The following is a 23,777-nucleotide window of genomic DNA, read 5'->3' as shown; positions in this document are numbered from 1 at the left end:
ACTAAAGCTTTAAAGCTTTAGTTTTTATATGGAAGAGAAAACTCTATTTCTACATCTGAATAAGATTTGTTTTCATGAAATGAAGCACATTTTTTTGCAAAAGCTAAAAAAGAGTTTTTCATATTGTAATCCAAAATATCAATACTACCTTTTGCATAAATCAGATCATTTAAAATCTCAAACCTCATTGGAACATCTTTTGTTGTTTCATTCATTGTAAGTTTTAGATTTAAAACTCTATCTTTTATATTTACTTTTGAAATAGAAGCTTCAATCTTTTTTGCACTTGCAAGTGAAAAAAGTGTAGAAGTAATATTCTTATCTCTAAAATCATCTTTAGAGTTAAACGAGCTCGTATTTATAGATACTTTTGCACTTTTTAAAAACTCTTCTAACTTTTTATTTTTAATAATAGAGAACTCTATATCTTTAAAAGTTCCAGAAACAGGAGTTTTTTTAAGAGTTTTAAATCCTGTCCATTTTATTAGTAAGTCACCATTTTGTTCATAAGCATTTAGATTTGTAATTAAAGCTAATAAAATAAAACTACAAAATACTATTTTTTTCATATTTATCCCTTAGTAAAAAAATTGTTTTATAATATAAAAGAAATACTTATAATATTATTTAAAGATTGTAATAAAATTATTATATTTCAATATTTTTAAATTGACTGACCGTCGGTCAGTTAATTAAAAAAACTTTAAGAAATCTTAGAATATACTCATATTAATTATTGACTGACCGTCGGTCAATGAAATATTTTTTAACTTTTTAAAAATTTTGAAGGAGTGAAATGAGCCCAAGAAAAGTAAATAAAGAAGAAAAAAGAAGAGAAGTAGCTCTTGCTTGTTCTGATTTAATACATGAAGTTGGCATGAAGAATCTTACTGTTGCCCAAGTAGCAAAAACAGCAGGTATTGGTAAGGGGACTGTATATGAGTATTTTGATAATAAAGATGACATTATTTTTGAAATAATAAATATTCATATTGAAGAGTATCACAATGATTTCAAAGAGAGTATAAAGACTGTTAAAAATACAAGAGATAAAATTGCACATTTTTTTAAATTTGTTTTAGATGATAGTGAAGAAAATATGAAACATTTCAATGGTTATAAAGAGTTTTTATCTATTGTTTTAGCAGATGAAAATAGTGCAATGAAAGAGTTTAACTGTGATACTCATGATTTTTTTAAAACACAGTTAGTTCAGATTTTAGAAGATGGTGTAAAAATAGGTGATTTAAAACCTGAAGCTATTGATTTAGCAGAGAGTTTACTTATTTTTGAAAAAGGTTTAGTATTAATGAAAATGAGTCAAAATGACCATAAAGTGGAAGAAAAGTTTGAAAATTTTTTAAATACAATTTTTAAATTAATAGAGGTTAAAAAGTGATACCTGCAAAATATAGGAATATAGTATTTGCATTTTTTATGTCATCTATTATGAGTTTCTTAATGAGTATGATTATTACTTTTATAAATTTAGGTTTAGTAGATGATTTTTTTATTAGATGGATGGAAGCATATATAAAAGCATTTTTATTTGCTTTTCCAATCATTTTTGTTGTTGCACCATTTGTGCATAAAATTACAAATAAGTTAATTAAATAAGGAAAGATAATGATAAAAAAGATTTTAGTTACTGCTTTTTTAGGATTAGGGATTTTACATGCGCAAGGTCCTTCTTTAGTTGAAACTACTACATTAGTAAAAGGTGAAGTAAATCCTTTACAAGAGTTTGTAGGAACACTAAAGTTTGATAACGAATCAACATTAGCAGCACAAAACTCAGGTGTTGTAAAAAAAGTAAATTTCGAAGTGGGAGATAAAGTATCTAAAGGTAAAACTTTAGTGCAAATTGATGATGATTTACTAAATGCTCAAATCAAAGCAGCAAGAGCAAATTTAAGTATTGCAAAAGATGAAGAGAAAAACTCTTCAAAAGATTATGAAAGATATAAAAAGTTATTAGAATCAAAGTCGATTACACAAAAAGAGTATGATGATGCACTTTTAAAATCAAACTCTTCAAGAAGTAATGTAAAAGCATTAGAAGCTAAATTAAAAGAGCTTACAATTCAAAGTGATAAGAAAAGAATTAAAGCACCTTTTTCTGGTGTAATTGTAGAGAAAAGTATTAGTTTAGGTGAGTGGGCAAATGCAGGAAGTCCAATAGCTAAAATTGTAGATACTTCAAAAGCTGAGATTACATTTAATATTCCTTTAGAGGTTGTTGATGGTTTAAGAATTGGTGATATGTATGATGTAAAAGTTGGTAAGCAAAGTGTTAAAGCAAAACTTACAGCTGTTATTCCAAATGGTGATAAATTAACGAGAACATTCCCTGTTAAATTTAAAGCAAATGTAGAAAATAGCTTTGTATTTGATGGTCAAGAAGCAAAAGTTAGTCTTTCAAAAGATGCAATTACGCAAGCTTTAGTTTTACCAAGAGACGCTGTTATTAAAAGATTTGGACAAAATGTAGTATTTGCTGTTAATGAGCAAAATATTGCAATGATGTTCCCAGTAAAAGTTGTTGGATTCTTATCAAATAAAGTTGCTATTGAAGGGCAAGGATTAAATGAAGGAATGCAAATAGTTGTAAAAGGAAATGAAAGAGTTTTCCCAAAATCACCAGTTAAGATTATAAATAAATAAACACAGATATATAAAAAAGGAATATAATGGATTTAATTAAATTTTCCATAAAAAACCCAGTTACTATTATCGTATCAGTACTAATAGTAGTAATTTTCGGTTTTTTATCATTAACTAAACTTCCTTATCAATTAACTCCAACTGTAACAAAGCCTGAGATTAAAGTAACAACTACTTGGCCAGGTGCTACTCCCTATGAGATTGAGAGAGAGATAATTGAAGAGCAAGAAGAGGCATTAAAAAGTTTAAATAACCTAATAGAGTATGAGTCATCTTCAAAGGATAATTATGGAGAAATTACTCTTACATTTAAGCTTGGAACAGATATTAGAGCTGCATTACAAGATGTATCAAATAAGTTAAATGAAGTTAGTTCATACCCAAGTGCTGCTGAAGAGCCAGTAATTGAAACTGCAAGTGCAAGTCCAGTTATTTGGATGATGCTTCAAACTCTTGAAGGAAATGACAGACACGTAGATGAATATAAAACTTTCTTTGAGAATGAAATAAAACCAGCTATTAAAAGAGTTGATGGTGTTGCAGGAACTATGGGCGGTGGTGGCCGTGAACAAGAGATGCAAATTGAGTTTGATGTAAATAAACTTGCTTCTTATGGACTTACTATAAACCAAGTTATCAACACTTTACAAAATGAAAATGTGGATGTTTCAGCAGGTATTCAAAATCTTGATAGAAGATCTTACAGAATTAGAACAGTACATAAATTCTCAACTACACAAGATATTGAAGATGTTGTACTTATTTCAAATAGAGAACAAAGAGTAAGAGTTGGTGATGTTGCAAAAGTAAACTTTGGATATGAAACAGCAAGTACAGTTGCAATGTTCTTAGGAAAAGATGGTATTTTCTTAGGGGTTCAACCAAATAGTGAAGCAAATATTGTTCAACTTACAAATGATGTAGAAAAAGTAGTAAATGAGTTAAATGCAGGTGTTTTAAAAGAAAAACAATTAAAGATTCACTGGTTATATGACCAAAGACCTTATATCGTAGGTTCTGTTGATTTAGTTCAACAAAACATTATGATAGGTGCAATTCTTGCAGTTATTATTCTAATTACATTCTTAAGAAGTATATCTCCAACAGCTGTTGTTGCTGTTGCTATTCCTATTTCGATTATAGGTACATTTATTATACTTCAAGCAATGGGAAGAAGTTTAAATACTATTTCATTAGCAGGTATTTCATTTGCCGTTGGTATGCTAGTTGATGCTGCTATTGTTGTACTTGAAAATATTGATAGACATAGAAAAAATGGAGATAGTATTAGTGAAGCTGCTTATAAAGGAGCTAGTGAAGTTTGGGGAGCATTAATTGCATCAGCTTCAACAACTATTGCTGTATTCTTACCTATTATTTTCTTAGAAGATGAAGCGGGACAATTATTTAAAGATATTGCAATTGCTGTAACATCAGCAGTATCATTCTCTTTATTTGTATCAATTGCTGTTATTCCAATGCTTTGGAAAAGATTTGCATCTATTTCTAAAAAAGAGCCAAAAGATGCAGGAGCTATTGCAAAATTTGGTGAGAAATTAGTTGACTTAATTATGTCAATAGTAAATGTTTCATTAAAAAACTTATTTACTAAAATAGTTACAATTGTTTCATTGGCAGCATTTTCATTAGGTGCTATTTATGTTTTATTCCCTAAATTGGATTATTTACCACAAGGAAATAAAAACTTGATTTTCAATATCTTAATTGCTCCTCCTGGATTATCTTATGAAGAGAGATATGAAATGGGTGCATATTTAATGAAAAGAATTGAGCCACATGTAAATCAAGAAGTAGATGGGGTTCCTGGATTAAATAGAGCCTTCTTTGTATCTTTTGGTGACTTTAACTTATTTGGTGGAACATCAATGGTTGAAGATAGAGCAAAAGAGCTAATTCCAATGTTTAGACCAATTGTAAACTCTATGCCATCTGTATTTGGTGTATCATTACAATCAGGTGTATTTGAAAATGGTATTGGTGAGGGTAATACTGTAAATATTGATATTAGCGGTGAAAGTATTGAAGATATTGCAAATGTTGGTGGACAGTTATTTGGTGCAACAATGGGTGCATTACAAGGCAGTCAAGTAAGACCAGTTCCATCTGTTGAACTTTTATATCCAGAAGTTAGAATCAAACCAGACCAAGATGCTCTAAAAGCTTTAGGTATGAGTTCAAGAGATTTAGGTATTGCAGTTGATGTACTTATGAGTGGTAGAAAAGTTGGTGACTTTGAACAAGATGGTAAAAAGAAAATTGATTTAGTATTAAAAGCTGGTGATGAGTATATTCAAACACCACAAGATATTATGAATTCTCAAATAGCTTTACCAAATGGTTCTTTAGTTCCAGTAGCATCACTTGCAACATATGAGTCAACTACAGGTATTTCTGAGATTAGACACTTAGATGGAAAAAGAACAATTACACTTCAAGTTACACCACCAGCTGGTATGACTATTGATGAGGCTATGAAAAATATTGGTGGAATGTTAGCTGGAATGAAAGCAAAAGGAATGATTTCTGATAGTGTTGATATTAATCTATCAGGAACAGCTGATAAATTAACTGAAACAATTGGATTATTACTTGGTAACTTTATTTTAGCACTGGTTATTGTATACTTACTTATGTCAGCACTATTTGGTAACTTTGTGTATCCAATAGTAATTATGTTTACAGTTCCATTGGCAACAGCTGGTGGGTTTATAGGGCTTGCATTAACAAATAAATTTATTGCGCCACAACCACTTGATATTTTAACTATGTTAGGATTTATTATCTTAGTTGGTATTGTTGTAAATAATGCAATTTTAATTGTACACCAAAGTTTAAACTATATCAAAAACCATGGAATGGAGCATAAAAAAGCAGTAATCGAAGCTACAAGAACAAGAGTTAGACCTATTTATATGAGTTCATTAACTTCTATTTTTGGTATGTTACCATTAGTTTTAGTTCCAGGTCCTGGTTCAGAGTTTTATAGAGGTTTAGGTTCTGTAATTACTGGTGGTTTAGCATTTTCAACAATCTTTACAATTTTTGTAACACCTGCTTTATTAATGTTCTTTATAAAATTAGAACAAGCAGTTTCAAATAAAAATAAACCAGTAGATGTAAGTAAAGCATAAAAGGATAAGTGTATGAAAAATATTAAAAACAGACTATTAAAACTATCTTTAGTGGCATCTATTTTTGTAAGTGGTGCAAATGCTTTGGATTTAAATCAAGCAGTAGAACTTGCACTTAAAAATAATCATGAGCTTAAAGCACAAGCTTATGATTATACGCAAAGCTTACAAAATGTAGATTTAGCAAACGCAAACTATTTACCAAAACTTGATTTATCTTATGGATATAATAAAAGAGATGAACTTATAGGAAATCAGTCAAAAGAAGATGCTTCTTTTAGTGCAGCAATTTCTTATAATCTATTTAATGGATTAAAAGATATTTCAAATAAAGAGTCTTCGAAGTATTTATCTAAATCTTCAAATTACTCTTTAAATGCACTAAAACATGACATTGTTTTAGAGACTAAAAAAGCATATATAAACTATCTTGATAAACTAAATGTTTTAAAAACATATGAGAGTGAATATAAACTTTTTGATAATCAATTTAAAGATGCAAAAAACAGATATGAACAAGGTTTATTAGCAAGAAATGACTTTTTACAAGTTCAAGTAAATATGTCAGGTGCAAAGCAAAATGTAGTAAAAGCAAAATCTGATGTTAAAATTGCAAAACTTCAATTATCAAATATTTTAGGTGGAGTTGATTTATCAAATGAATCAATTGAAAACTTAGAAGCAAAAACAATAACTTCTTCAACTTATAAAAAAGAGTTATTAGAAAATAGAAGTGAAATTGAAGCTTTAAAAATGAACTTAGAATCTTTAAAGAAACAAAAAACAGCACAAAAAGGTTCATACCTTCCAAAAATTGATGCTAAGTTTGCTCATAATAGATTTTATGAGGATTTAGGTTTTAACGAAATAGATGGAAATGACAATCAAAATGTAGCAACTTTAAGTGCTTCTTGGAATTTATATAATGGTGGAGCTACAAAAACACAAGTTGCTATTTATAATACACAAATATCTAAGTTAAAAACTCAAATTCAAAAAACACAACTTGATATAAATTTACAGTATGAAAATGCAAGATCAGCTCTTGATGTAGCAAGTGATAATTTTGAAACAGCCTCTTTAGCTTTAAAACAAGCAAAAGAGAACTATGAAATTGTTAATAACAGATTTAAAGAAGGAGTTTCAACATCTACGGATTTAACAGATGCAAACTTCTTATTAACTTCTGCGAAACAGAAATACAATAGAGCATATTTCGATAAGTATTTATCAATTGCGACACTTGATAGAATTTTTGAAGTAGAGTAATAAGATGATAAAAATAGAAAGAAATGAGTTTAACCTAATTGGTTTAATAGCTCTTTCTTTACTATTTTTAAGTCTTAACTCTATCTTATGTAAAATAGCACTAGTAAATAACTATATTGATGCTTACTCTTTTACTTTCTTTAGAGTCTTTTTCGCTTTTTTAACTTTAGTTCTTTTATTAGCTTTTAGAGAAAATAAAAAGTCAGAATTTAAATTAAAAAAAATAAATCTTAAAAATAATTGGCTTAGCTCTTTCATGCTTTTTTTATACGCTATTGGATTTTCATACTCATACTTAAATTTAGAAGCAGGTTTTGGAACACTTCTTTTATTTACAGCTGTACAATTAACAATGCTTATTAGCTCACTATTTTTTAAAGAGAAAATAAATCTAAATAAACTAATTGGAATAGTTTTAGCTTTTACTGGTTTGGTTTATCTTTTATATCCAAGTGGTGATTTCGCTATTTCATATTTTCATTTATTTTTGATGATTATATCTGGTATTGCTTGGGGTATTTATTCAGTAATAGGTAAGGCAACTAGTGATGCTTTGTTTATTACCTATGATAATTTTTTAAAAGCTTTATTTTTTACTTGTATGTTTTTTATCTTTGTATCTTTTGAGTCATTAAACTTTAGTTTAGAAGGAATTATGCTTAGTTTTTTATCAGGAAGTATAACTTCAGCTATTGGGTATGTGATTTGGTATAAGGTATTGCCAAAAATTACAATAGTTACTGCAAGTATTTTACAACTGCTTGTTCCTGTGATTGCTATAGTTTTAAGTGTAGCTTTTTTAGAAGAAGTATTTACAATGAAACTTTTAATTGCAACACTTTTAGTCTCTTTAGCAGTTTTTATTTCAGTGATAAAAAAAGAGTTTAATCAAAATACTTAAAGTCTTTATCTTCACTTCCATCTTTTTTTCTATTTTTAAATTTCCACATAGTTTTAAAATATTTAAAAGACTGATAAGAAACATAGCTATATAAAAACTATCCCAATAAGAGAAACAAATTTGATAACAAAATTTGCTTCTTTTCATGTTAAAACTTCTCATGATGAATAAATTCAGTTTTAAACTATGAAAAAACTCTCTGCAACTGCATTATCCCAACAGTGACCTTTTTTACTCATACTTTGAATGACTCCATTTTTTCTAAAAGATATTTATGTTCATATGAAGCATATTGACTTCCTCTCTTTATAATAAATTAACCCTTTATTTGGATTTGTTTTTTTATTGCCATTTTTAATGAATCTTTTTCAATAGAAGTTATTAAAGTATTACTTATTGGTCACACAACTACTTCTCTTTAATACTTTAATCTTTTACTATTGTATATATTGGTATAAACCTCGCTATTAGGACTTCAATAATTATGACTCCTAAAATAATAGGAACAAATGAAATTAAGGGCATTAACTATTGTTTTATTATTTGCAATATCATTTTCACTAAATAGTAAAACTGGTAATATTATTAAAATTGATGTGATAGAAAGGACTATAAGATTGTAGTCCTTTCTATAGTTTGGTTTAGATTCATTTTCAATTAAATTTTAATTTTAAATATTTTCGTATATGAGCTATTAATTCTAAAATAATATATGCTGCATATCCTCCGAAGGAACTCCCCAATGAACAAATAATTGTGACTGTAAATGAATTCTTAAAAAAATAACTTGTTGTATATCCATCTTCTATTAATACAAAAAAATATCCTAAATGAGTTATCTCGAATATAGCAAAGATAAAAAAACAAGAGTATATTAGTAAACTAAATGGACGGTCAACTTTTTTGTTTTCTATAGATTTGATATGGTACACTTTTTTACAATTATTAAGATATCCTAAACTGCATAAATATGCTTTACCATAAACATATAACATAACAAAAAATAATATTGCTCCTACAACAATACTATAGTTATAAATAAACCTGACTTTATTAGCAATACCTGTAGAGTTTGCAAGTTCTGCGGCTCTATCAATATTTCTCAGATAATCATTAAACATATGAGATAGAGAAAATAAATATTCATTACTTACTACCATATCATCTGATATAAAAATCAAAGGTATAAACATTAATCCTGCAATAATTATGTAAAAATACTTCTGCAAAGATCTTTCTGCTATTAATGTATCTTTATTAAATTCATATTCTTTCATATTATGCCTCTACCATGAATTAATTTCATCTTTGTAATCGCTAAATGCACTATCATAAAAATCTTCTCCCATTTTTTTACCTGCAAGTGCTCCTGCTACAGTACCAGTAGCCCCTCCAACAATTGTTCCAAAACCTGGTCTCAGTGAAGTTCCTATCATTCCTCCTGCTAAACCATATGCAAACCCTGTACCTGCTGAAGTTAAAGCTCCCGCAACTGTTTTACCTTTTTCATAATTTGTTTTTGCTGAAAAAACTTGATAAGCATCAAAAAATGCCCCGAAAAAACCAGGTGCAACTGAACCAACACTATGTACATGTGCATCTTTCATATTACCCAATGCACCTGAAAATAAATCATTTACTGTAGATGCTACTTCTACAGCATTATTAACATCCTCTTGATTTTTTCTATCTCTTTCTTGAGCGATTCTTTCTGCTTCTTCTCTTGCTTTTCTTTCTTCTTCAGCCTTTTGTTGCTCTTTTATTTTTTGATTGTACCAATCCCAATAATTATCGTCATTTCCACCATCTCCACTACCTAATCCTCCATTATGTCCATTTTCTCCTGCTTGGTTGTCATAATGTTCTATAAAACTATATTGTTTTAATACCTCCCCACCCTTTTTTTATATCTATATGCTAGATGAAAATATACTGATATTTTTTATGGATATAGTGGTATTCATTTGTACTTGAAAGAGTATTAATTTATTATATGAGTAAATAGAATTTTAAAAATATATTAATATTTTCTAAGAGATACTAAAATATCAAAGACAAATTAATTATGATATGAAGATATAAAACTTATATCAGAACAGCAAAAGGATCTGTATAGGTCAATATATTTATCATAAATCTGTTTATCTTTTTTGATTTTCATTTATTATTAACTGCACTGTTAAGTCTTTCACTCTTTAGTATTTACTTTTATGTTTTTATATTTATATCTTTTAGCCATTAAGTTTTAGTTTAGAAAGAATTATGCTTAACTTTTTTAGAAGAAGTGTTTACAATGAAACTTTTAATTGCAACACTTTTAGTCTCTTTAGCAGTTTTTATTTCAGTGATAAAAAAAGAGTTTAATCAAAATACTTAAAGTCTTTATCTTCACTTCCATCTTTTTTTCTATTTTTAAATTTCCACATAGTTTTAAAATATTTTACTGTTTGAAAAGAGAGTATTATTGCTATTATAAACATAACTATGTAAAAAACAATAAATAAAAGTTCCATAATAAACTCCTTAGTCCATAAAGCCTTTTTTCTCAGAACTATTTTCGTTTGAAATACCTTTAAAAGGATCAGTCCATTTTAGTTCTCCAGGAACACTTTTTGTTGGTCTAGTATCAACTCTTTTTGTTTGTTTTGATGTTGGTTCTCTTAATTTATTTTCAGAGAAAGAAAAACTACCACTTGGTTGTCTTATTATTATAAAAGAAAAGACTAAAAAAACAGCTATCAATAAGACTTTGAATAGTTTTTCAGATAATGATTTATCTTCTTTTTCTTTTTTATTTTCCATAATAAAATCCTAGTTAGTTATAGATACATTTTTACATATTTAAAATTAAGATAATATTATTAAGTCTTTACAAAAGTTTTCATATGTAAATAATATGTAAAGAAAAATTACATATGAAAGTTGACAAATGTATATTATAATTTCTTTACAATCACAATATGTAACCATTTATTTGAGTAAATTGTTGCGAACTTTCAACATTAATATATGTGATTAAATAGAAAATTATTCTCCAATATTTTCTTAGATGAGATAGTTTAGTATTTTTAGTAAAAAGTAATATTCAGTTCCATGTCATCAAACTGATTATTAGAGTTCTTTTTACACCCCCCCCAGAAACTAACAGTTATTTTAGCTAAAACTAAAAATTACTATTTATCTCATCTTTTTTTCTTCAAGAAACTTCAAAATTATGTAATATCTATTTATATTATTGTCAAGAATATGTCAAGAAATTGTGTGTAAACATCTTTACAATTAATCTGTATAATTTGACATTTTACAAAATATAGTTAACAAATTTTATTAGGAGTTTAAATGAAACTATACGCACCTTGGGAAAAGGCTTTTAAAAAAGTATCTACACCTTTTGAAGAGTTTTTGCACGCACAAACTACAACAGGTCTGATTTTAATAGTAATGACTGTATTAGCATTGATTTTGGCTAATACTTCTTTATATGATGCATATTCGCACTTTTTTCATACATATATTGATCTAAATGTAGGTTCTTGGGAATTGTCTCATTCTTTACATCATTGGATTAATGATGGTCTTATGGCAATCTTCTTTTTCTTAATTGGTTTAGAGATTAAAAGAGAGATAACAGCAGGTGAGCTTTCAAATATAAAAGTTGCAATGCTTCCTATCTTAGCTGCAATTGGTGGTATGGTTTTTCCTGCTTTAATTTATACTAGTTTAAATTATGGAACAGCTGGAGCTGCAGGATGGGGTATCCCAATGGCAACAGATATTGCTTTTGCAATTAGTGCCTTAGTTTTATTAGGAAAAAGAGTACCAACAGCACTAGTTACTTTTTTGGTTGCATTAGCAATTGTAGATGACTTAGGAGCTGTTTTAGTTATTGCTTTATTCTATACAGAAACTATTAATATGTTTGCATTAGGTTTAGCAGGAGCTATGTTTGCAGTTATGATTGCTTTTAATAGATTTGGTATTCATATGATTTTACCTTATTTTGTAGTTGGATTATTTATGTGGTTCTTTATGCTTGAATCAGGAGTTCATGCGACAATCGCAGGTGTTTTAGCTGCTTTAGCAATACCTTCAACTCCTAAAAGAGCACCAGAGACATTAACAGCTGATACAAAACATTTATTAGATGAATATGATAAATATCCTGTTCAAGAAAATCATATGATGCATGAAGAACAAAAAAAGATTTTAACTAATATTCAAGATAAAATTGATGAAGTTGGAACTCCTGCTGCTAGATTAGAACATAATCTTCATTTACCAGTTGCATTATTGATTATTCCTATTTTTGCTTTAGCAAATGCAGGTGTAAAGATTGACTTTGGTTCAATAGGAACAACAATTTTAGAACCTGTTTCATTAGGTATTATTTTAGGACTTATTTTAGGAAAAGTTATTGGAATTTTTGGAGTTTCATGGTTAGCCGTAAAACTAAAAATAGCACAACTTCCAAAAGATAGTAGTATGAGTCAAGTATTTGGTGTAGCATTTTTAGGTGGTATTGGATTTACAATGTCTATATTTGTTGCAGATTTAGCATTTGTTGGAAACCCAGAATTAATCTTCCAAGCAAAAATTGGAATTTTAAGTGCTTCTTTATTTTCAGGTTTATTTGGATATTTTTGGTTAAAATCAGTATCTAAAAAAATGAACACTAAAAGTGTGAAAATAAAGGTAAAGAGTGAAAAATAAAAATGTTCTATTGATTGAAGATAATCTTGAACTACAAACACTTATTAGCAACTTTTTAAAAGATTACAATTATACTTGTAGTGTCTATTCTCAACCTTTAGAGGCACTGCAAGAGTTTGAAGCTAATCATTTTAAATACTCAATTGTTATCTTAGATTTAGGCCTTCCTAGAATGGATGGCTTTGATCTTTTTAAAAAACTAAAAGAAATAAAAAATATACCTATTATTATATCAACTGCAAGAGATGATATTGGAAATAAAATCTATGGTTTTGAATTGGGTGCTGATGATTATTTATCAAAGCCTTATGAACCAAGAGAGTTAGTTCTAAGAATCGATGCTACACTAAAAAGATATAATGATAAAGATGAAATAGAAATCAATGATTTATTTATAGACTTAAGTAAAAAAAGAGTTTTTTTAGAAAATCAACAAATTGAGTTTACAAAAATAGAATCAGAGATTTTTTTTATGTTTATTGATAACATAAACAAAGTAGTATCAAGAGAAGATATAATAAATCAAACTTCATTAAAAGAAGACACAAAAAATAGAACTATTGATATGCATGTAAGTAATATCAGGTTTAAAATAAATGATGATTCAAAAGAGTCAAAATATATAAAATCCGTTTGGGGAATAGGGTATAAATTTTGTGATAACAATTAGACAAAGACTTTTTATCTCTTTTTCTTTTATTCTTTTTATAATTATATTTATAATTGGAGTATTCTTTTATACTTTATATAACCTAAATGAAATACATAAATCTCAAAAACATAGATATGACCAGATTCGAAGAGTTGAAAAACTAAAAGAGTTTAATAACTCTTTTTCTTGGGTTGTTCTTGATGTAATAACTGATTTTGAAAAAATAAATGTTGTAAAAAAGCGTTTAGATAAATCAGATAAACTTTTTAAAACACTTATCTTACAAAAAAAAGAAACGATAAATAATTCTGAAACATCAAATGAAAAACAGAACCTTCAAATGATATTTTCACATTTTGAAACAATTGAAAAACTAATTTCACTTGAACTTTATAAGCTTGTATTAGTAGCAAAAAGTGATGAGAGTTTTTCTACTTTTAATAAAGAGTTTGAGTCAGTAAGTTTTCAAATTGATAAGCTTTTAGAAGAAGAGATTGATTATCTTCAAAGTAGACTTGATCAAACACAAAAAGAAAGAGAACAGTTTATTGATACTATAAAAGTTGAATTAGTGATACTTCTTTTATTTGCTTTTCTTTTATCTTTTATAGTCTCTTCAAGAATTACAAAACAGATAAAAGATAAGTTAGATAAATTAAATAAGGGTGTTTTACAACTATTTAAAGATGATGAAAACACTATTAAAGTTGATATTGGTGAAAACAACGAGTTAAGCGAGATTACAAATAGTCTAAACTCATATTTAGAAAAGCAAGGTGATATTATTCATTCAAGAGAAGAGCTTTTAAGAAATATAAGTCATGAACTAAAAACTCCAATAGCAAAAGGTAAGTTTTTACTTGAAAACTTGAAAAATAGTAAAGATAAGAGTGAAATAGAACATATTAACAATGTATTTATAGATATAGAAGAGCTTACTAGTAAACTTTTACAAAGGGAGAAATTAAATTTTGCTAAAGTAAATGCTTCAAAATTTAAAGTAAGTAGTTTGATATTAGAATCTTTATCAAAATTATCAATTGATGATGAATCAAAAATAGTTTTAGATATAGAAGATGATTTTGATATTGAAGGGGATAAGTATTATTTAACAATAGCATTGAAAAATTTAATAGATAATGCAATGAAATATGCTTTAGAATATCCTATTGTAATTGAAACTAAAGATAATAAACTTTATATAAAAAATATAGCTGAAAAACTTACGAGTGATTTAATATATTATATTCAACCTTTTACAAGAGAACCTAATCAACAATTAGGTCACGGTCTTGGTTTAAATATTGTAAATAAAATTTTACAAATGCATGATTTTAAACTAGATTATACATATGATAATCCTTACAACACATTTTTTATTGTGTTTAAATGTCAAGAAAGTGTAAATAAAACTTACATTTAAAACTTGACAGTTATCTACTACAATTTATATTGAACATAAAGTATATCAATTAAAGGATTTAATATGGAATTTCTTAGAAATTTAATAGTATTAGTAGTAGTATCTTTTGCAGCAATTGGTTTTATCAGCGCTAGCTTCTAATTCCAATAAATATAGTTCCTAGTAAAGCTACCAAGTGTCAATGGTAGTTTTACATCTTTTTAAATAATCTTCATTCTATAATCAAATATTCGCTATTATGTTTTTTATGAATATAATACAAAAAGAGTTTAAACTAAAATCAAAACCAAGAGGTTTTCATCTAATTACAAATGAAATACTATCAAATCTTAATGAACTTGCTAAAATTAAAATAGGTACATTAAATCTATTTATTCAACATACAAGTGCAAGTCTTACTATAAATGAAAATTGTGATAGTAGTGTAAGAGATGATATGGAAAAATTTGTAAATGATGTAGTATCAAATAAGTCTTATTTTGAGCATACCTACGAAGGTGAAGATGATATGCCTGCACATATAAAATCTTCATTATTTAGTGTAAGTTTGACAATTCCAATAACAAATGGAAAGCTAAATCTTGGAACATGGCAGGGGATTTATTTAGGTGAACATAGAGATTTTGGTGGTAGTAGGAAAATTGTTGCTACTATTATGGGAAAATAAACCTTGATATTGATATAAATACAATATTAAGGTTTATTTGATTTAATCTTTTCCATACTTTTTTAATAATGACTCGTAAAGACCTTCTTCTCTTATCTCTTCAACAATTTTTTTAAGTTTTTTTCGAGTTTCTATAGGTAAGTCTTTTCTAACAAAAATCCATTGCTTCTTATTTTTTTCAATAGTAATTACCTTACCAAAATCATTTGAGGATAAGCCAAGCTCTTTCATCCAAAAATAGTATGCTGGCTCTGAGAAAACAGCGCCATGTAAACCTTCTCTTTTGTATAAGTTAATTAATGCTTGTTTATATCCTTTTATATAGGTAATACTTCTAGGTAAGTTCTTTAATTGCTTATAAGAAGCACTTTGATGATAGATCAAGTCTTTATCTTTAAAGTCATTAATAGTTTTAATATTTGAATCTTTTTTAGTAGCAGCAATTACATTAATATAGTGTTGAATTGCTAATTTATCACCAGCTTCAAGTGCTTTTTGATGTGCTTGAGATGATAAAAGATCTACATTACCTATTTTAAGTTCATATAACATTCTAGAAAATGGACGAATTTTATGAGTATAAGGAACCCCTAAACGTTTTGCAATTTCTTCAGTTAGTTCATATATGATTCCATGTGGTTTTCCATTTTTATCAATCCATCCATATGGTGGCAATTGCATTGTTACAAGTTTTAGTGAAGTTATTTCACTATTTTGAGTTTGAGCATTGGTTACAGAAAGAGAAAAAAAGTATAAGGTGCTAAATAAAAAAAGTTTAAAGAATTTTTTAATATTCATATCTTTCTCCTTTACTTTATATCTTTAAACTATTATAGGATAAAAGAACAATTTATAGCAACTTTATTTATTCTTTAGGTGAGGAATATCTTTTTTAAACTTTTTTGTAGCAATTCATTTATATTTAATTGATTAGTAAATTATTACATCTAAAATAGTTTATAGCAAACAGTTCACTAGATTTTAGTTGCTTTTTTAAATCTTATTATGCAACTAAGTTGCATTTTGATATTATAAGAAATAAATTTTGAGTGCAACTTACTTGCATAAAATTAGAGGATTAAATTAATGAATGAGTTTATAATAAATAGTGCTTTAGATATGCATCTTCACCTAAGAGATGATGATATGCTAAAGCTTGTAGGTCCAAAAACATCAAGTACTTTTTCAGGTGCTTTAATCATGCCAAACCTTTTACCTCCTATTACTACTAAAGAAGCTTTATTAGCATACAAAAAAAGAATTAAAGAAGCTTGTAAAGGTGATGAATTTGAACCTTATGTGACTATTTTCTTTCAAGTTGATTACTCATATGAGTTTTTAAAAGAGATAAAAGATGAGATTATTGCAGTAAAGCTTTATCCTTTTGGTGTTACTACAAACTCTGAAACAGGAGTTTCTTCTATGGATGTTGAGGTTCTAAGACCAACATTGGAATCTATGCAAAAACTTGGAATTCCTTTATGTGTTCATGGTGAGACAAAAGGTTTTGTAATGGATAGAGAAAAAGAGTTTTTACCTATTTATGAGTCATTAGCTATTAATTTTCCAGATTTAAAAATCGTGATGGAGCATATTTCTTCAAAAGAGTCAATTGATTTATTAAATAAATATGATAACCTTTATGCAACAATTACAGTTCATCACTTAACGCTTACTTTAGATGATGTTGCGGGAGGAATGTTAAATCCTCATGCCTTCTGTAAACCAATTGTAAAAAGACCTGAGGATAGAGAAGCTTTACTTCAATTAGCTCTTAGTGCTCATCCAAAAGTTATGTTTGGTTCAGATTCAGCTCCTCACCAAAAAAATACAAAAGAGTGTCATCATGGAGCAGCAGGTGTATTTACTTCACCAATTGCACTTCAAGTATTAACTCAGCTTTTTGAAAAACATGGAAAACTTGATAATTTAAATGCCTTTGTTAGTTTAAATACACAAAAAATTTATAATTTAAAACCCATAAAAAAAGAGATAAAACTAATCAAAAAAGATTTTGAAGTTCCACAAAGTTATAAATATAAAGAAGAAGCTGTTGTACCATTATTTGCAGGAGAAATATTATCTTGGAGTATAGCGAAAGAAAAATAGTTGTTATTACTAACTCGTATCATTTAAACTTTAATTAAAATTAAAAAATAAACTTAAAAAATAATTCTTATTTTTAATTAAAATAAACTTGGATAGATTAAAAATATAGGATTGTTATTTACCAAATGAAGGAGTTATAATGGCCTCTTTACTTCATTTACACATCGTTACTTTTTTTATTATTTTTATTAACTTTCTAATTTTTAATAAAAAAATGTCCAATGACTTAGGTACAAAATATTTTTTAATTAACTACATCTATCATAATCATAAACAACTTAGTTGCTTTCTTATTATATATCCATTTGTGATTATATTAATCTATTTTTTATGGGCAGATGTTTTTTTACTTAGTTGCTTTTTTATATCTGTTCTTCATGTTTATTTTTTATTTGAATTAACTTCAAAAAAGAATATCACTAAAAGAGAAGCTTATATTTCTTGGTACAAATATAATGCCAAACATAGTTTTTCAATGCATGCTTATGATATGTTAAGAAATGACTTTAAATTTTTAAATGAGAAATTACATAGAGTTTTATTATTTAAATTTGAGTTGATATTTTTTATATCTTTAGTTATAGAAAGTGAAGTTTTAAACGAAGTTTTCACGATTATTGATAATATGAAATAGATTTTTAATATGTAAATTTTTATATACTTCCTTGACAAACTTTATATATGATGATATTATCATATGAATAAAATATCATATGAGGAAAAATTATGAAAAAGACATTTAAATCAAATAATATATCTTGTGGAAGTTGTGCAAATTTAATAAAGGCTTCATTAGAAGAGGAGTTTGGAGAAATAATTGTTGATTTATCAAAAGAGCCAAAAGAAGTAATAGTTGAAATACAAAATGAATCAGATGAAATAAAATTCAAAGAAGAGATGAGTGATCTTGGATTTGAAATTATAGAAGAATGATATGTGTGCTTGTGAAGAAAAAAGACTTATAAGGTCTTGTTGTGAGGATATTAGTTATATCTCAGATATAAATAAAGTACTTCCTAGTGAAAATAGTTTGGTAGAAATATCAAATGTTTTTAAAGCTTTAGCTGATCCAACTAGAGTAAAAATGTTATATGCTCTAATTGATTATGAAATCTGCGTAGGGGAGATGTCTAATCTTTTAGAAATACCTCAATCACATGTTTCACATCAGCTAAGAACATTAAAAAAGTATGGAATAGTTGACTTTACAAAAGACAAAAAGATGTCTTTCTATTTTATAAAAGATGAATATATAAAGAGTTTATTAAAACTTATTTTAAAAGAAAAGCAGTAAGTTATGTCAAAAGAAAAGATAAATTTAAACATCTCAGGTATGACTTGTGTGAACTGTTCAAATGGAATTGAAAAATTTTTAAATAAACAAAAAGGTGTAGAACATACAAAAGTTAGTTTTGCTTCAAGTGAGGGTGAGTTTGATATAGATACTTCACTTATGACAAAAGAAAAACTAATTGAAAAGATTGAAATTCTTGGATATAAAGTAGAAGAGGATTTTTCTCACTTAGAAAAAGCCCAAGAAAAAGAGTTTAAAAAACTTAAAAATCTTTTTTCAATTTCTATGACAATAACAGCCTTTATGTTTATAATCATGTTTTCAAATCTGATTGATACTTCTGCAAAACAGTATGTGATGTTTTTCCTTGCAACTATAGTACAGTTTTTTTGTGGAGCTAGATTTTATAAGCTTGCATACAAGGCTTTAAGTAATAAAAACTACGATATGAATGTTTTAGTTGCCCTTGGAACAAGTGCAGCATATTTTTATTCTACTTTTGTTGTTTTTTTACCTTCTTTTTTTCCAGAACATTTAAAGTTTTTATACTTTGATGGAGCAGCTGTAATTATCTCTTTTGTTTTACTCGGAAGATTTTTAGAAGAGCGTTCAAAACAAAAAGCAAGTGATTTTTTAAAAAAACTTATGACTTTAGCTCCTTCTCTTGCAAACTTAATTGATGAGAAAGATAATATAAAAGAAGTTCTTGCAAGTGAACTAAAAATAGATGATAAGATTTTAGTTAAAACAGGAGAAAAAATACCTGCAGATGGTGAAATTATAAAAGGTAGTGCAGATATAGATACTTCCATGATAACAGGTGAATCCCTTCCTGTTTATAAAGAGTTAGGAGATGAAGTTTTAGCAGGAACTTTAAATACAAATGGAGTAATTACTCTAAAAGTTACAAAACTTGTAAATGATACTACATTATCAAAGATTATAAATCTTCTAAAATCAGCTCAAAGTAAGCAAATACCTATTAGTAGATTTGCAGATAAAATAGCAAATATTTTTGTACCTGCTGTTATTGTTATTGCAATTACTACATTTATAGTTTGGGCTATTTTAGGAGATATGCAAAATGCAATCTTAGCTAGTATTAGTGTTCTTATTATCTCTTGTCCTTGTGCTTTAGGTCTTGCAACTCCTATTGCAATTGTAAGTTCAGTTAGTAAAGGTGCAAAAGAAGGGATTTTGATTAAGAACCCTGAAGTTTTAGAGATAATAAAAGATATAAAATATGCAATATTTGATAAAACAGGAACACTAACAAAAGGTGAAATAGCTGTAAGCAAAACAGATATAGATGAAAGATATTTCTCTATGATTTTAGCTATTGAGAGTTTAAGTGAACATCCTATTTCAAAAGCTATTGTAAACTATTTAAAAGATATAAAAAAAGAGTCTTTTGATATACAAGATTTAGAGATTATAGCTGGAAGAGGAATAAAAGCTAAAATAGATAATAAACCTATTTTACTTGGAAATAGACAACTTTTAGAAGAGAATAATATTCAGATAAAAGCTTCGCATATGAAGTTTTATAATGAAAGATTAGAGTTAGCAAATGGTGTTATTTTAGCTTCATTTGAAGATAAAAGTATAGGCTCTTTTGCTTTAGAAGATGAATTAAAGCAAAATGCAAAAGAGTTAATTCAAAATCTTAAAAATCAGAATATTAAGCCTATTTTATTAACTGGTGATAATAAAATCACTGCTTCAAAAATAGCTTCAAAAATAGGAATAAATGAAGTATATAGTGAGGTTATTCCTACACAAAAATATGATGTTATAAAAAAAGTTCAAGAAAAAGGTAGAGTTATGTTTGTTGGAGATGGAATAAATGATGCTCCTTCAATTAAACAAGCAGATATTGGCGTTACTTTAAATTCAGGAGCTGATATAAGCAAAGATGCAGGAGATATAATCTTAGTAAATAATGAGCTTAACTCTATTTCAAAAAGTATCAATTTATCTATTGAAACTATGAAAGTTATTAAGCAAAATCTTTTTTGGGCATTTATTTATAATGCAATAGGTATACCTCTTGCAGCAGGTATTTTATATCCATTTTTCGGACTTATGCTTTCACCTGTTTATGCAGGAATTGCTATGAGTTTTAGTTCTGTTACAGTAGTTTTAAACTCTCTTAGACTTAAACTAAAAAAACTTTAAATACAAGTAGAAGCTATAAAGCTTCTACTTTATTTCTACCACCTTCTTTTGCTTTGTATAAGGCTTCGTCCGCTCTTTTAATCAATTCATTTACATTTTCATCTTTTTTATAAATAGCAACTCCAAAACTAGCTGTTTTTTGCTCTTTAATACTAAATTTATTTGTTTGAATTCTATCTTTTATTTTATTTGCTAAAGTTAATATACCTTCTAAATTTGCTTCACTACAGATGATTAAAAACTCTTCTCCTCCCCATCTTCCAACTGTATCTGTTTTTCTTGAACTCTCTTCTAGAATTTGTGCAAACTCTTTTAAAACTGTATCACCCATTTGATGTCCATAAGTGTCATTTACACTTTTAAAATAGTCTATATCTATTAGAATCACACCAAAAGATTTAGAACTTCTATTTGCTCTATTAACTTCGTCGATTAAAATCTCATCAAGTTTATTTCTATTGTAAAGATTTGTTAGTTTATCGGTAATTGAAAGCTTTAAAAGTAGTCTATTCTTTTCTTCAATTTGTGCAGTTCTGTTTTTTATTTCTTCTTCTAGTTTTGTATTGTATTCATTTGATAGCTCTTTTGCTAAAATCAGATTTTTAAGCATTTTAGAGTAGTTTGAAAATAGTTTTCCAATCTCACCTTTATAGCTTGTTTGTATTTTATGATTTAGATCTCCATGGGCAATTTTATTTGTGATTTTTGTTATCTCTTCAATTGGAACAAAAAATCTTACATAATAAACTACCCCAATAGTTAAGTATAAAATAGTTAATAAAATAGTAATTGCTATTTGCATTTGTCTATTACTACTATTTAATTCCCCAAGGATTATTTCATTTGGAACACTATTTATTATAATCCAATTTGTTGTAGGAATTTTAACAGCAGATACTTGATGTGTCTCATCTTTATCATTATTTGTGTTAAATTCAAAAGAGTCATATTGCTTATTTTTAAGTTTTTTCATAACTTCACTTGAAATATTGTTTAACCATGTATATTGTGAATTTACGACTTCATTGTTTTCAAGCTTTAATTCTTTTAAGTCATTTTCATTTAGATAGTATAATAAGCCACGATATGAATCTTTATTTTTTAACTCAATTTCATTATTGAAATTTTGATTATTTGTAGAAATAGCTTTTGCATTTTGTGAAATAACAAGTAAAGTAGAACCTTTATATAGTTCAATGTTTTTCATAAATCTTTCTAATATTTGTTGTATCGTAATATCATGAGAAACTACACCTTGTAATTTTTCATTTTTATCATAAAAAGGGTAAGAAACTGTAACCATTTGACCAACTCCACCTAAGTCACTATAAGGTTCTTCCCATCCAAAAGTTTTATTTTTAAAATCAGCTGCTTCATACCAGTGTTGTGTTGTTGGGGCTGCTGCATGTTTTTCATAAGCTAAGTTTACAGTAGGGTAAATGTGAAGAATATTGTTGTATGTGCTTATATAAATATATGAGTAGTTATAGTTTTTATAAATACCATGGAATAACTCTTTTATTTTTCCTGCTGCTTCAAGTCTAAATACTGCTTCTTTATCAAAGGTTGTAGTTTTATCAACAAAAGTTTGAAGTTCATGACTTAAGTGAGGAGTTTTAGCACTATTAACTCCATCATATATAAAACTTCTTGTGTGAGTGTTTTCAATTACTTTATTTTTCCACTCTTCAATAGAGTAATTGTGATTTCTTTTAATCTCTTCATAGTTTCTCATATATGCATCAGCAACTATTTTTGTTGTATATTGAACTTTTTTTAATTCTGCATCCACTTGTTCTGAAATTTTTAAGGACATAGTTTGCATATTTTTTAAGGCTTGATTTTTTGTTTGTTCTGAAAGTGAGGTAAAAATATAGTTTAAAATCAAAAAGATTGCTAAGGCTTCAAGTACTATAACTGAGAAAAATATTTGTTTTGTTTTAAATTTATATAAAAATGACATAGTAAAGTGTCCTTGTTTTTTTCATACTTTAGAAAAGTTGTGTTACTTTTTAAATACTAGTTAATTATATCCTTTGTATCTATACACAAGAATAAATCTAAATAGGAATTTGTAAAAAAATCAAGTATTATTTAGTTAGACACTGTATAATTATTTCATTAATATTAGGAGAATATATGGATTATAAGAAGTTTGCAGACTTTTCCCCTTGTGATTATGCAGGACCATTAAAACGAGAAAGTTTTATGGATGCAGGTATTAAAGAGTTATGGCCACAGATTCCAAGAATATCTGGACCTGCATTTACTGTTGAGATGCTTGCTGGTGAAAACTTAAGTTTACATAGAGCAATTTATGAAGCACCAGCTGGTTCTATTATTGTTGCTCAATCAAATACAGTAGATTACTCTGTAATAGGTGGAAATGTTACAGCTATTGCACAAAAAAGAGGAATTGCTGGTTTTGTAATTGATGGAACAGTAAGAGATATAAAAGAAATAAGAGAACATAAAATGCCAATGTTTGGTAGAGGCGTATTGCCAATGCCAGGAGGTAAAAAGAATGCAGTTCCTGTAAATGTTCCTATTATAGCAGGTGGTATTAGTGTAAATCCTGGAGATATTATAGTTGCAGATGAAGAAGGTGTTGCTGTTATTCCTAAAGACAGAGCTGAAGAGATTTATGAACAGACTAAAGCAAATGTAGAAAAAGAAAAAGCCATGAGTTTTGAACAATGGGCAGATAATCACAAAAAGAAAATAGACTCTTTTTATAACTAAATTAAAAACTACAATA

The 23,777-nt window shown here is 27.4% G+C and carries 23 protein-coding genes and 1 pseudogene; 16 read left to right on the top strand and 8 right to left on the bottom strand.

From position 1 onward, the window contains the following. Window positions 1–17: 17 nt before the first annotated feature. Window positions 18–569: a YceI family protein gene (locus ACH5BF_RS08425; protein WP_423273768.1), complete on the bottom strand. Its 552-nt coding sequence runs from the start codon at window positions 567–569 to the stop codon at window positions 18–20. 227 nt (window positions 570–796) lie between these two features. Between ACH5BF_RS08425 and ACH5BF_RS08420 the strand changes: the two genes are divergently transcribed. Genes ACH5BF_RS08420 through ACH5BF_RS08395 form a run of 6 tightly spaced genes read left to right on the top strand, consistent with a single transcriptional unit; the run spans window position 797 to window position 7,986 of the window. Continuing rightward, window positions 797–1,399 carry a TetR/AcrR family transcriptional regulator gene (locus ACH5BF_RS08420; RefSeq protein ID WP_423273767.1) on the top strand — a complete coding sequence of 201 codons (603 nt, stop codon included), beginning with the start codon at window positions 797–799 and terminating at the stop codon, window positions 1,397–1,399. Continuing rightward, entirely contained in the window at window positions 1,396–1,617 is a 222-nt protein-coding gene (locus ACH5BF_RS08415) for a DUF2798 domain-containing protein (RefSeq protein ID WP_254577431.1), read from the top strand. The genes ACH5BF_RS08420 and ACH5BF_RS08415 overlap by 4 nt, the downstream gene beginning before the upstream one ends. Window positions 1,618–1,626: 9 nt before the next feature. Next, on the top strand, window positions 1,627–2,664 hold the full coding sequence (locus ACH5BF_RS08410; RefSeq protein WP_423273766.1) for an efflux RND transporter periplasmic adaptor subunit: 1,038 nt from the start codon (window positions 1,627–1,629) through the stop codon (window positions 2,662–2,664). A gap of 26 nt (window positions 2,665–2,690) precedes the next feature. Next, window positions 2,691–5,816 carry an efflux RND transporter permease subunit gene (locus ACH5BF_RS08405; RefSeq protein WP_423273765.1) on the top strand — a complete coding sequence of 1,042 codons (3,126 nt, stop codon included), beginning with the start codon at window positions 2,691–2,693 and terminating at the stop codon, window positions 5,814–5,816. A gap of 12 nt (window positions 5,817–5,828) precedes the next feature. Further along, window positions 5,829–7,085, top strand: a complete 1,257-nt coding sequence (locus ACH5BF_RS08400) for a TolC family protein (RefSeq protein ID WP_423273764.1) — start codon at window positions 5,829–5,831, stop codon at window positions 7,083–7,085. A 4-nt stretch (window positions 7,086–7,089) separates the two neighbouring features. After that, on the top strand, window positions 7,090–7,986 hold the full coding sequence (locus tag ACH5BF_RS08395) for a DMT family transporter (protein ID WP_423273763.1): 897 nt from the start codon (window positions 7,090–7,092) through the stop codon (window positions 7,984–7,986). A gap of 188 nt (window positions 7,987–8,174) precedes the next feature. On the opposite strand, the pseudogene ACH5BF_RS08390 reads toward ACH5BF_RS08395, so the two are convergent. The 5 genes and pseudogenes from ACH5BF_RS08390 to ACH5BF_RS08370 form a co-directional block, all read right to left on the bottom strand. After that, window positions 8,175–8,290 (bottom strand): annotated as a pseudogene (locus ACH5BF_RS08390) (IS3 family transposase); the annotation flags it as partial. 349 nt (window positions 8,291–8,639) lie between these two features. Continuing rightward, entirely contained in the window at window positions 8,640–9,263 is a 624-nt protein-coding gene (locus ACH5BF_RS08385) for a hypothetical protein (protein WP_423273762.1), read from the bottom strand. A 9-nt stretch (window positions 9,264–9,272) separates the two neighbouring features. Next, the gene (locus ACH5BF_RS08380; RefSeq protein WP_423273761.1) at window positions 9,273–9,593 is read right to left on the bottom strand and encodes a hypothetical protein; all 321 of its coding nucleotides are present in this window, start codon (window positions 9,591–9,593) and stop codon (window positions 9,273–9,275) included. 753 nt (window positions 9,594–10,346) lie between these two features. Beyond that, window positions 10,347–10,499, bottom strand: coding sequence for a hypothetical protein (locus ACH5BF_RS08375; RefSeq protein ID WP_423273760.1), 153 nt, complete (start codon window positions 10,497–10,499; stop codon window positions 10,347–10,349). A gap of 10 nt (window positions 10,500–10,509) precedes the next feature. After that, window positions 10,510–10,788, bottom strand: coding sequence for a hypothetical protein (locus ACH5BF_RS08370; RefSeq protein WP_423273759.1), 279 nt, complete (start codon window positions 10,786–10,788; stop codon window positions 10,510–10,512). A 537-nt stretch (window positions 10,789–11,325) separates the two neighbouring features. On the opposite strand from ACH5BF_RS08370, the gene nhaA reads away from it, so the two are divergent. From nhaA to ACH5BF_RS08350, 4 genes are all read left to right on the top strand, one after another. Continuing rightward, window positions 11,326–12,696, top strand: a complete 1,371-nt coding sequence (gene nhaA, locus ACH5BF_RS08365; RefSeq protein WP_423273758.1) for a Na+/H+ antiporter NhaA — start codon at window positions 11,326–11,328, stop codon at window positions 12,694–12,696. Continuing rightward, on the top strand, window positions 12,686–13,366 hold the full coding sequence (locus tag ACH5BF_RS08360) for a response regulator transcription factor (RefSeq protein WP_423273757.1): 681 nt from the start codon (window positions 12,686–12,688) through the stop codon (window positions 13,364–13,366). Before nhaA ends, ACH5BF_RS08360 begins: the two co-directional genes overlap by 11 nt. Continuing rightward, window positions 13,353–14,771, top strand: a complete 1,419-nt coding sequence (locus tag ACH5BF_RS08355) for an ATP-binding protein (protein ID WP_423273756.1) — start codon at window positions 13,353–13,355, stop codon at window positions 14,769–14,771. The genes ACH5BF_RS08360 and ACH5BF_RS08355 overlap by 14 nt, the downstream gene beginning before the upstream one ends. A gap of 247 nt (window positions 14,772–15,018) precedes the next feature. Then, window positions 15,019–15,438: a secondary thiamine-phosphate synthase enzyme YjbQ gene (locus ACH5BF_RS08350; protein WP_423273755.1), complete on the top strand. Its 420-nt coding sequence runs from the start codon at window positions 15,019–15,021 to the stop codon at window positions 15,436–15,438. Between the two features lie 42 nt (window positions 15,439–15,480). Here ACH5BF_RS08350 and ACH5BF_RS08345 read toward each other — a convergent pair whose 3' ends face one another. After that, on the bottom strand, window positions 15,481–16,236 hold the full coding sequence (locus ACH5BF_RS08345) for a substrate-binding periplasmic protein (RefSeq protein WP_423273754.1): 756 nt from the start codon (window positions 16,234–16,236) through the stop codon (window positions 15,481–15,483). Between the two features lie 288 nt (window positions 16,237–16,524). Between ACH5BF_RS08345 and pyrC the strand changes: the two genes are divergently transcribed. From pyrC to ACH5BF_RS08320, 5 genes are all read left to right on the top strand, one after another. Next, window positions 16,525–17,547 (top strand): dihydroorotase, encoded by a 1,023-nt coding sequence (gene pyrC, locus ACH5BF_RS08340; RefSeq protein WP_423273753.1) that lies wholly within the window; start codon window positions 16,525–16,527, stop codon window positions 17,545–17,547. 139 nt (window positions 17,548–17,686) lie between these two features. Beyond that, a complete protein-coding gene (locus ACH5BF_RS08335; protein ID WP_423273752.1) occupies window positions 17,687–18,181 on the top strand; it encodes a hypothetical protein in 495 nt (164 codons plus the stop codon). Between the two features lie 92 nt (window positions 18,182–18,273). Continuing rightward, the gene (locus tag ACH5BF_RS08330; RefSeq protein WP_423273751.1) at window positions 18,274–18,480 is read left to right on the top strand and encodes a heavy-metal-associated domain-containing protein; all 207 of its coding nucleotides are present in this window, start codon (window positions 18,274–18,276) and stop codon (window positions 18,478–18,480) included. A 1-nt stretch (window position 18,481) separates the two neighbouring features. Next, the gene (locus ACH5BF_RS08325) at window positions 18,482–18,841 is read left to right on the top strand and encodes an ArsR/SmtB family transcription factor (protein WP_423273750.1); all 360 of its coding nucleotides are present in this window, start codon (window positions 18,482–18,484) and stop codon (window positions 18,839–18,841) included. Between the two features lie 3 nt (window positions 18,842–18,844). After that, a complete protein-coding gene (locus ACH5BF_RS08320; RefSeq protein WP_423273749.1) occupies window positions 18,845–21,019 on the top strand; it encodes a heavy metal translocating P-type ATPase in 2,175 nt (724 codons plus the stop codon). Window positions 21,020–21,032: 13 nt separating this feature from the next. Here the strand turns inward: ACH5BF_RS08320 and ACH5BF_RS08315 are convergent, their stop codons facing one another. After that, window positions 21,033–22,982 (bottom strand): diguanylate cyclase, encoded by a 1,950-nt coding sequence (locus tag ACH5BF_RS08315; protein WP_423273748.1) that lies wholly within the window; start codon window positions 22,980–22,982, stop codon window positions 21,033–21,035. Window positions 22,983–23,158: 176 nt separating this feature from the next. Between ACH5BF_RS08315 and ACH5BF_RS08310 the strand changes: the two genes are divergently transcribed. Beyond that, window positions 23,159–23,761 carry an RraA family protein gene (locus ACH5BF_RS08310; protein ID WP_423273747.1) on the top strand — a complete coding sequence of 201 codons (603 nt, stop codon included), beginning with the start codon at window positions 23,159–23,161 and terminating at the stop codon, window positions 23,759–23,761. Window positions 23,762–23,777: the final 16 nt, after the last annotated feature.

Source organism: Arcobacter pernae, from assembly GCF_049472135.1.
Classification (GTDB): Bacteria; Campylobacterota; Campylobacteria; order Campylobacterales; family Arcobacteraceae; genus Arcobacter_B.
Note: the sequence above shows the minus strand (reverse complement) of the source record. Positions and strands in the feature narration are given on the sequence as shown.

What these genes read in the sequence shown, in the direction of transcription:
- ACH5BF_RS08425 (WP_423273768.1), bottom strand. Translation starts at nt 569, where the DNA reads ATGAAAAAAATAGTATTTTGTAGTTTTATTTTATTAGCTTTAATTACA.
- ACH5BF_RS08310 (WP_423273747.1), top strand. Translation starts at nt 23,159, where the DNA reads ATGGATTATAAGAAGTTTGCAGACTTTTCCCCTTGTGATTATGCAGGA.
- ACH5BF_RS08325 (WP_423273750.1), top strand. Translation starts at nt 18,482, where the DNA reads ATGTGTGCTTGTGAAGAAAAAAGACTTATAAGGTCTTGTTGTGAGGAT.
- ACH5BF_RS08350 (WP_423273755.1), top strand. Translation starts at nt 15,019, where the DNA reads ATGAATATAATACAAAAAGAGTTTAAACTAAAATCAAAACCAAGAGGT.
- ACH5BF_RS08420 (WP_423273767.1), top strand. Translation starts at nt 797, where the DNA reads ATGAGCCCAAGAAAAGTAAATAAAGAAGAAAAAAGAAGAGAAGTAGCT.
- ACH5BF_RS08385 (WP_423273762.1), bottom strand. Translation starts at nt 9,263, where the DNA reads ATGAAAGAATATGAATTTAATAAAGATACATTAATAGCAGAAAGATCT.
- ACH5BF_RS08395 (WP_423273763.1), top strand. Translation starts at nt 7,090, where the DNA reads ATGATAAAAATAGAAAGAAATGAGTTTAACCTAATTGGTTTAATAGCT.
- ACH5BF_RS08315 (WP_423273748.1), bottom strand. Translation starts at nt 22,982, where the DNA reads ATGTCATTTTTATATAAATTTAAAACAAAACAAATATTTTTCTCAGTT.
- ACH5BF_RS08410 (WP_423273766.1), top strand. Translation starts at nt 1,627, where the DNA reads ATGATAAAAAAGATTTTAGTTACTGCTTTTTTAGGATTAGGGATTTTA.
- ACH5BF_RS08330 (WP_423273751.1), top strand. Translation starts at nt 18,274, where the DNA reads ATGAAAAAGACATTTAAATCAAATAATATATCTTGTGGAAGTTGTGCA.
- ACH5BF_RS08370 (WP_423273759.1), bottom strand. Translation starts at nt 10,788, where the DNA reads ATGGAAAATAAAAAAGAAAAAGAAGATAAATCATTATCTGAAAAACTA.
- ACH5BF_RS08320 (WP_423273749.1), top strand. Translation starts at nt 18,845, where the DNA reads ATGTCAAAAGAAAAGATAAATTTAAACATCTCAGGTATGACTTGTGTG.
- nhaA (WP_423273758.1), top strand. Translation starts at nt 11,326, where the DNA reads ATGAAACTATACGCACCTTGGGAAAAGGCTTTTAAAAAAGTATCTACA.
- ACH5BF_RS08380 (WP_423273761.1), bottom strand. Translation starts at nt 9,593, where the DNA reads ATGAAAGATGCACATGTACATAGTGTTGGTTCAGTTGCACCTGGTTTT.
- ACH5BF_RS08345 (WP_423273754.1), bottom strand. Translation starts at nt 16,236, where the DNA reads ATGAATATTAAAAAATTCTTTAAACTTTTTTTATTTAGCACCTTATAC.
- ACH5BF_RS08400 (WP_423273764.1), top strand. Translation starts at nt 5,829, where the DNA reads ATGAAAAATATTAAAAACAGACTATTAAAACTATCTTTAGTGGCATCT.
- ACH5BF_RS08335 (WP_423273752.1), top strand. Translation starts at nt 17,687, where the DNA reads ATGGCCTCTTTACTTCATTTACACATCGTTACTTTTTTTATTATTTTT.
- ACH5BF_RS08375 (WP_423273760.1), bottom strand. Translation starts at nt 10,499, where the DNA reads ATGGAACTTTTATTTATTGTTTTTTACATAGTTATGTTTATAATAGCA.
- ACH5BF_RS08405 (WP_423273765.1), top strand. Translation starts at nt 2,691, where the DNA reads ATGGATTTAATTAAATTTTCCATAAAAAACCCAGTTACTATTATCGTA.
- pyrC (WP_423273753.1), top strand. Translation starts at nt 16,525, where the DNA reads ATGAATGAGTTTATAATAAATAGTGCTTTAGATATGCATCTTCACCTA.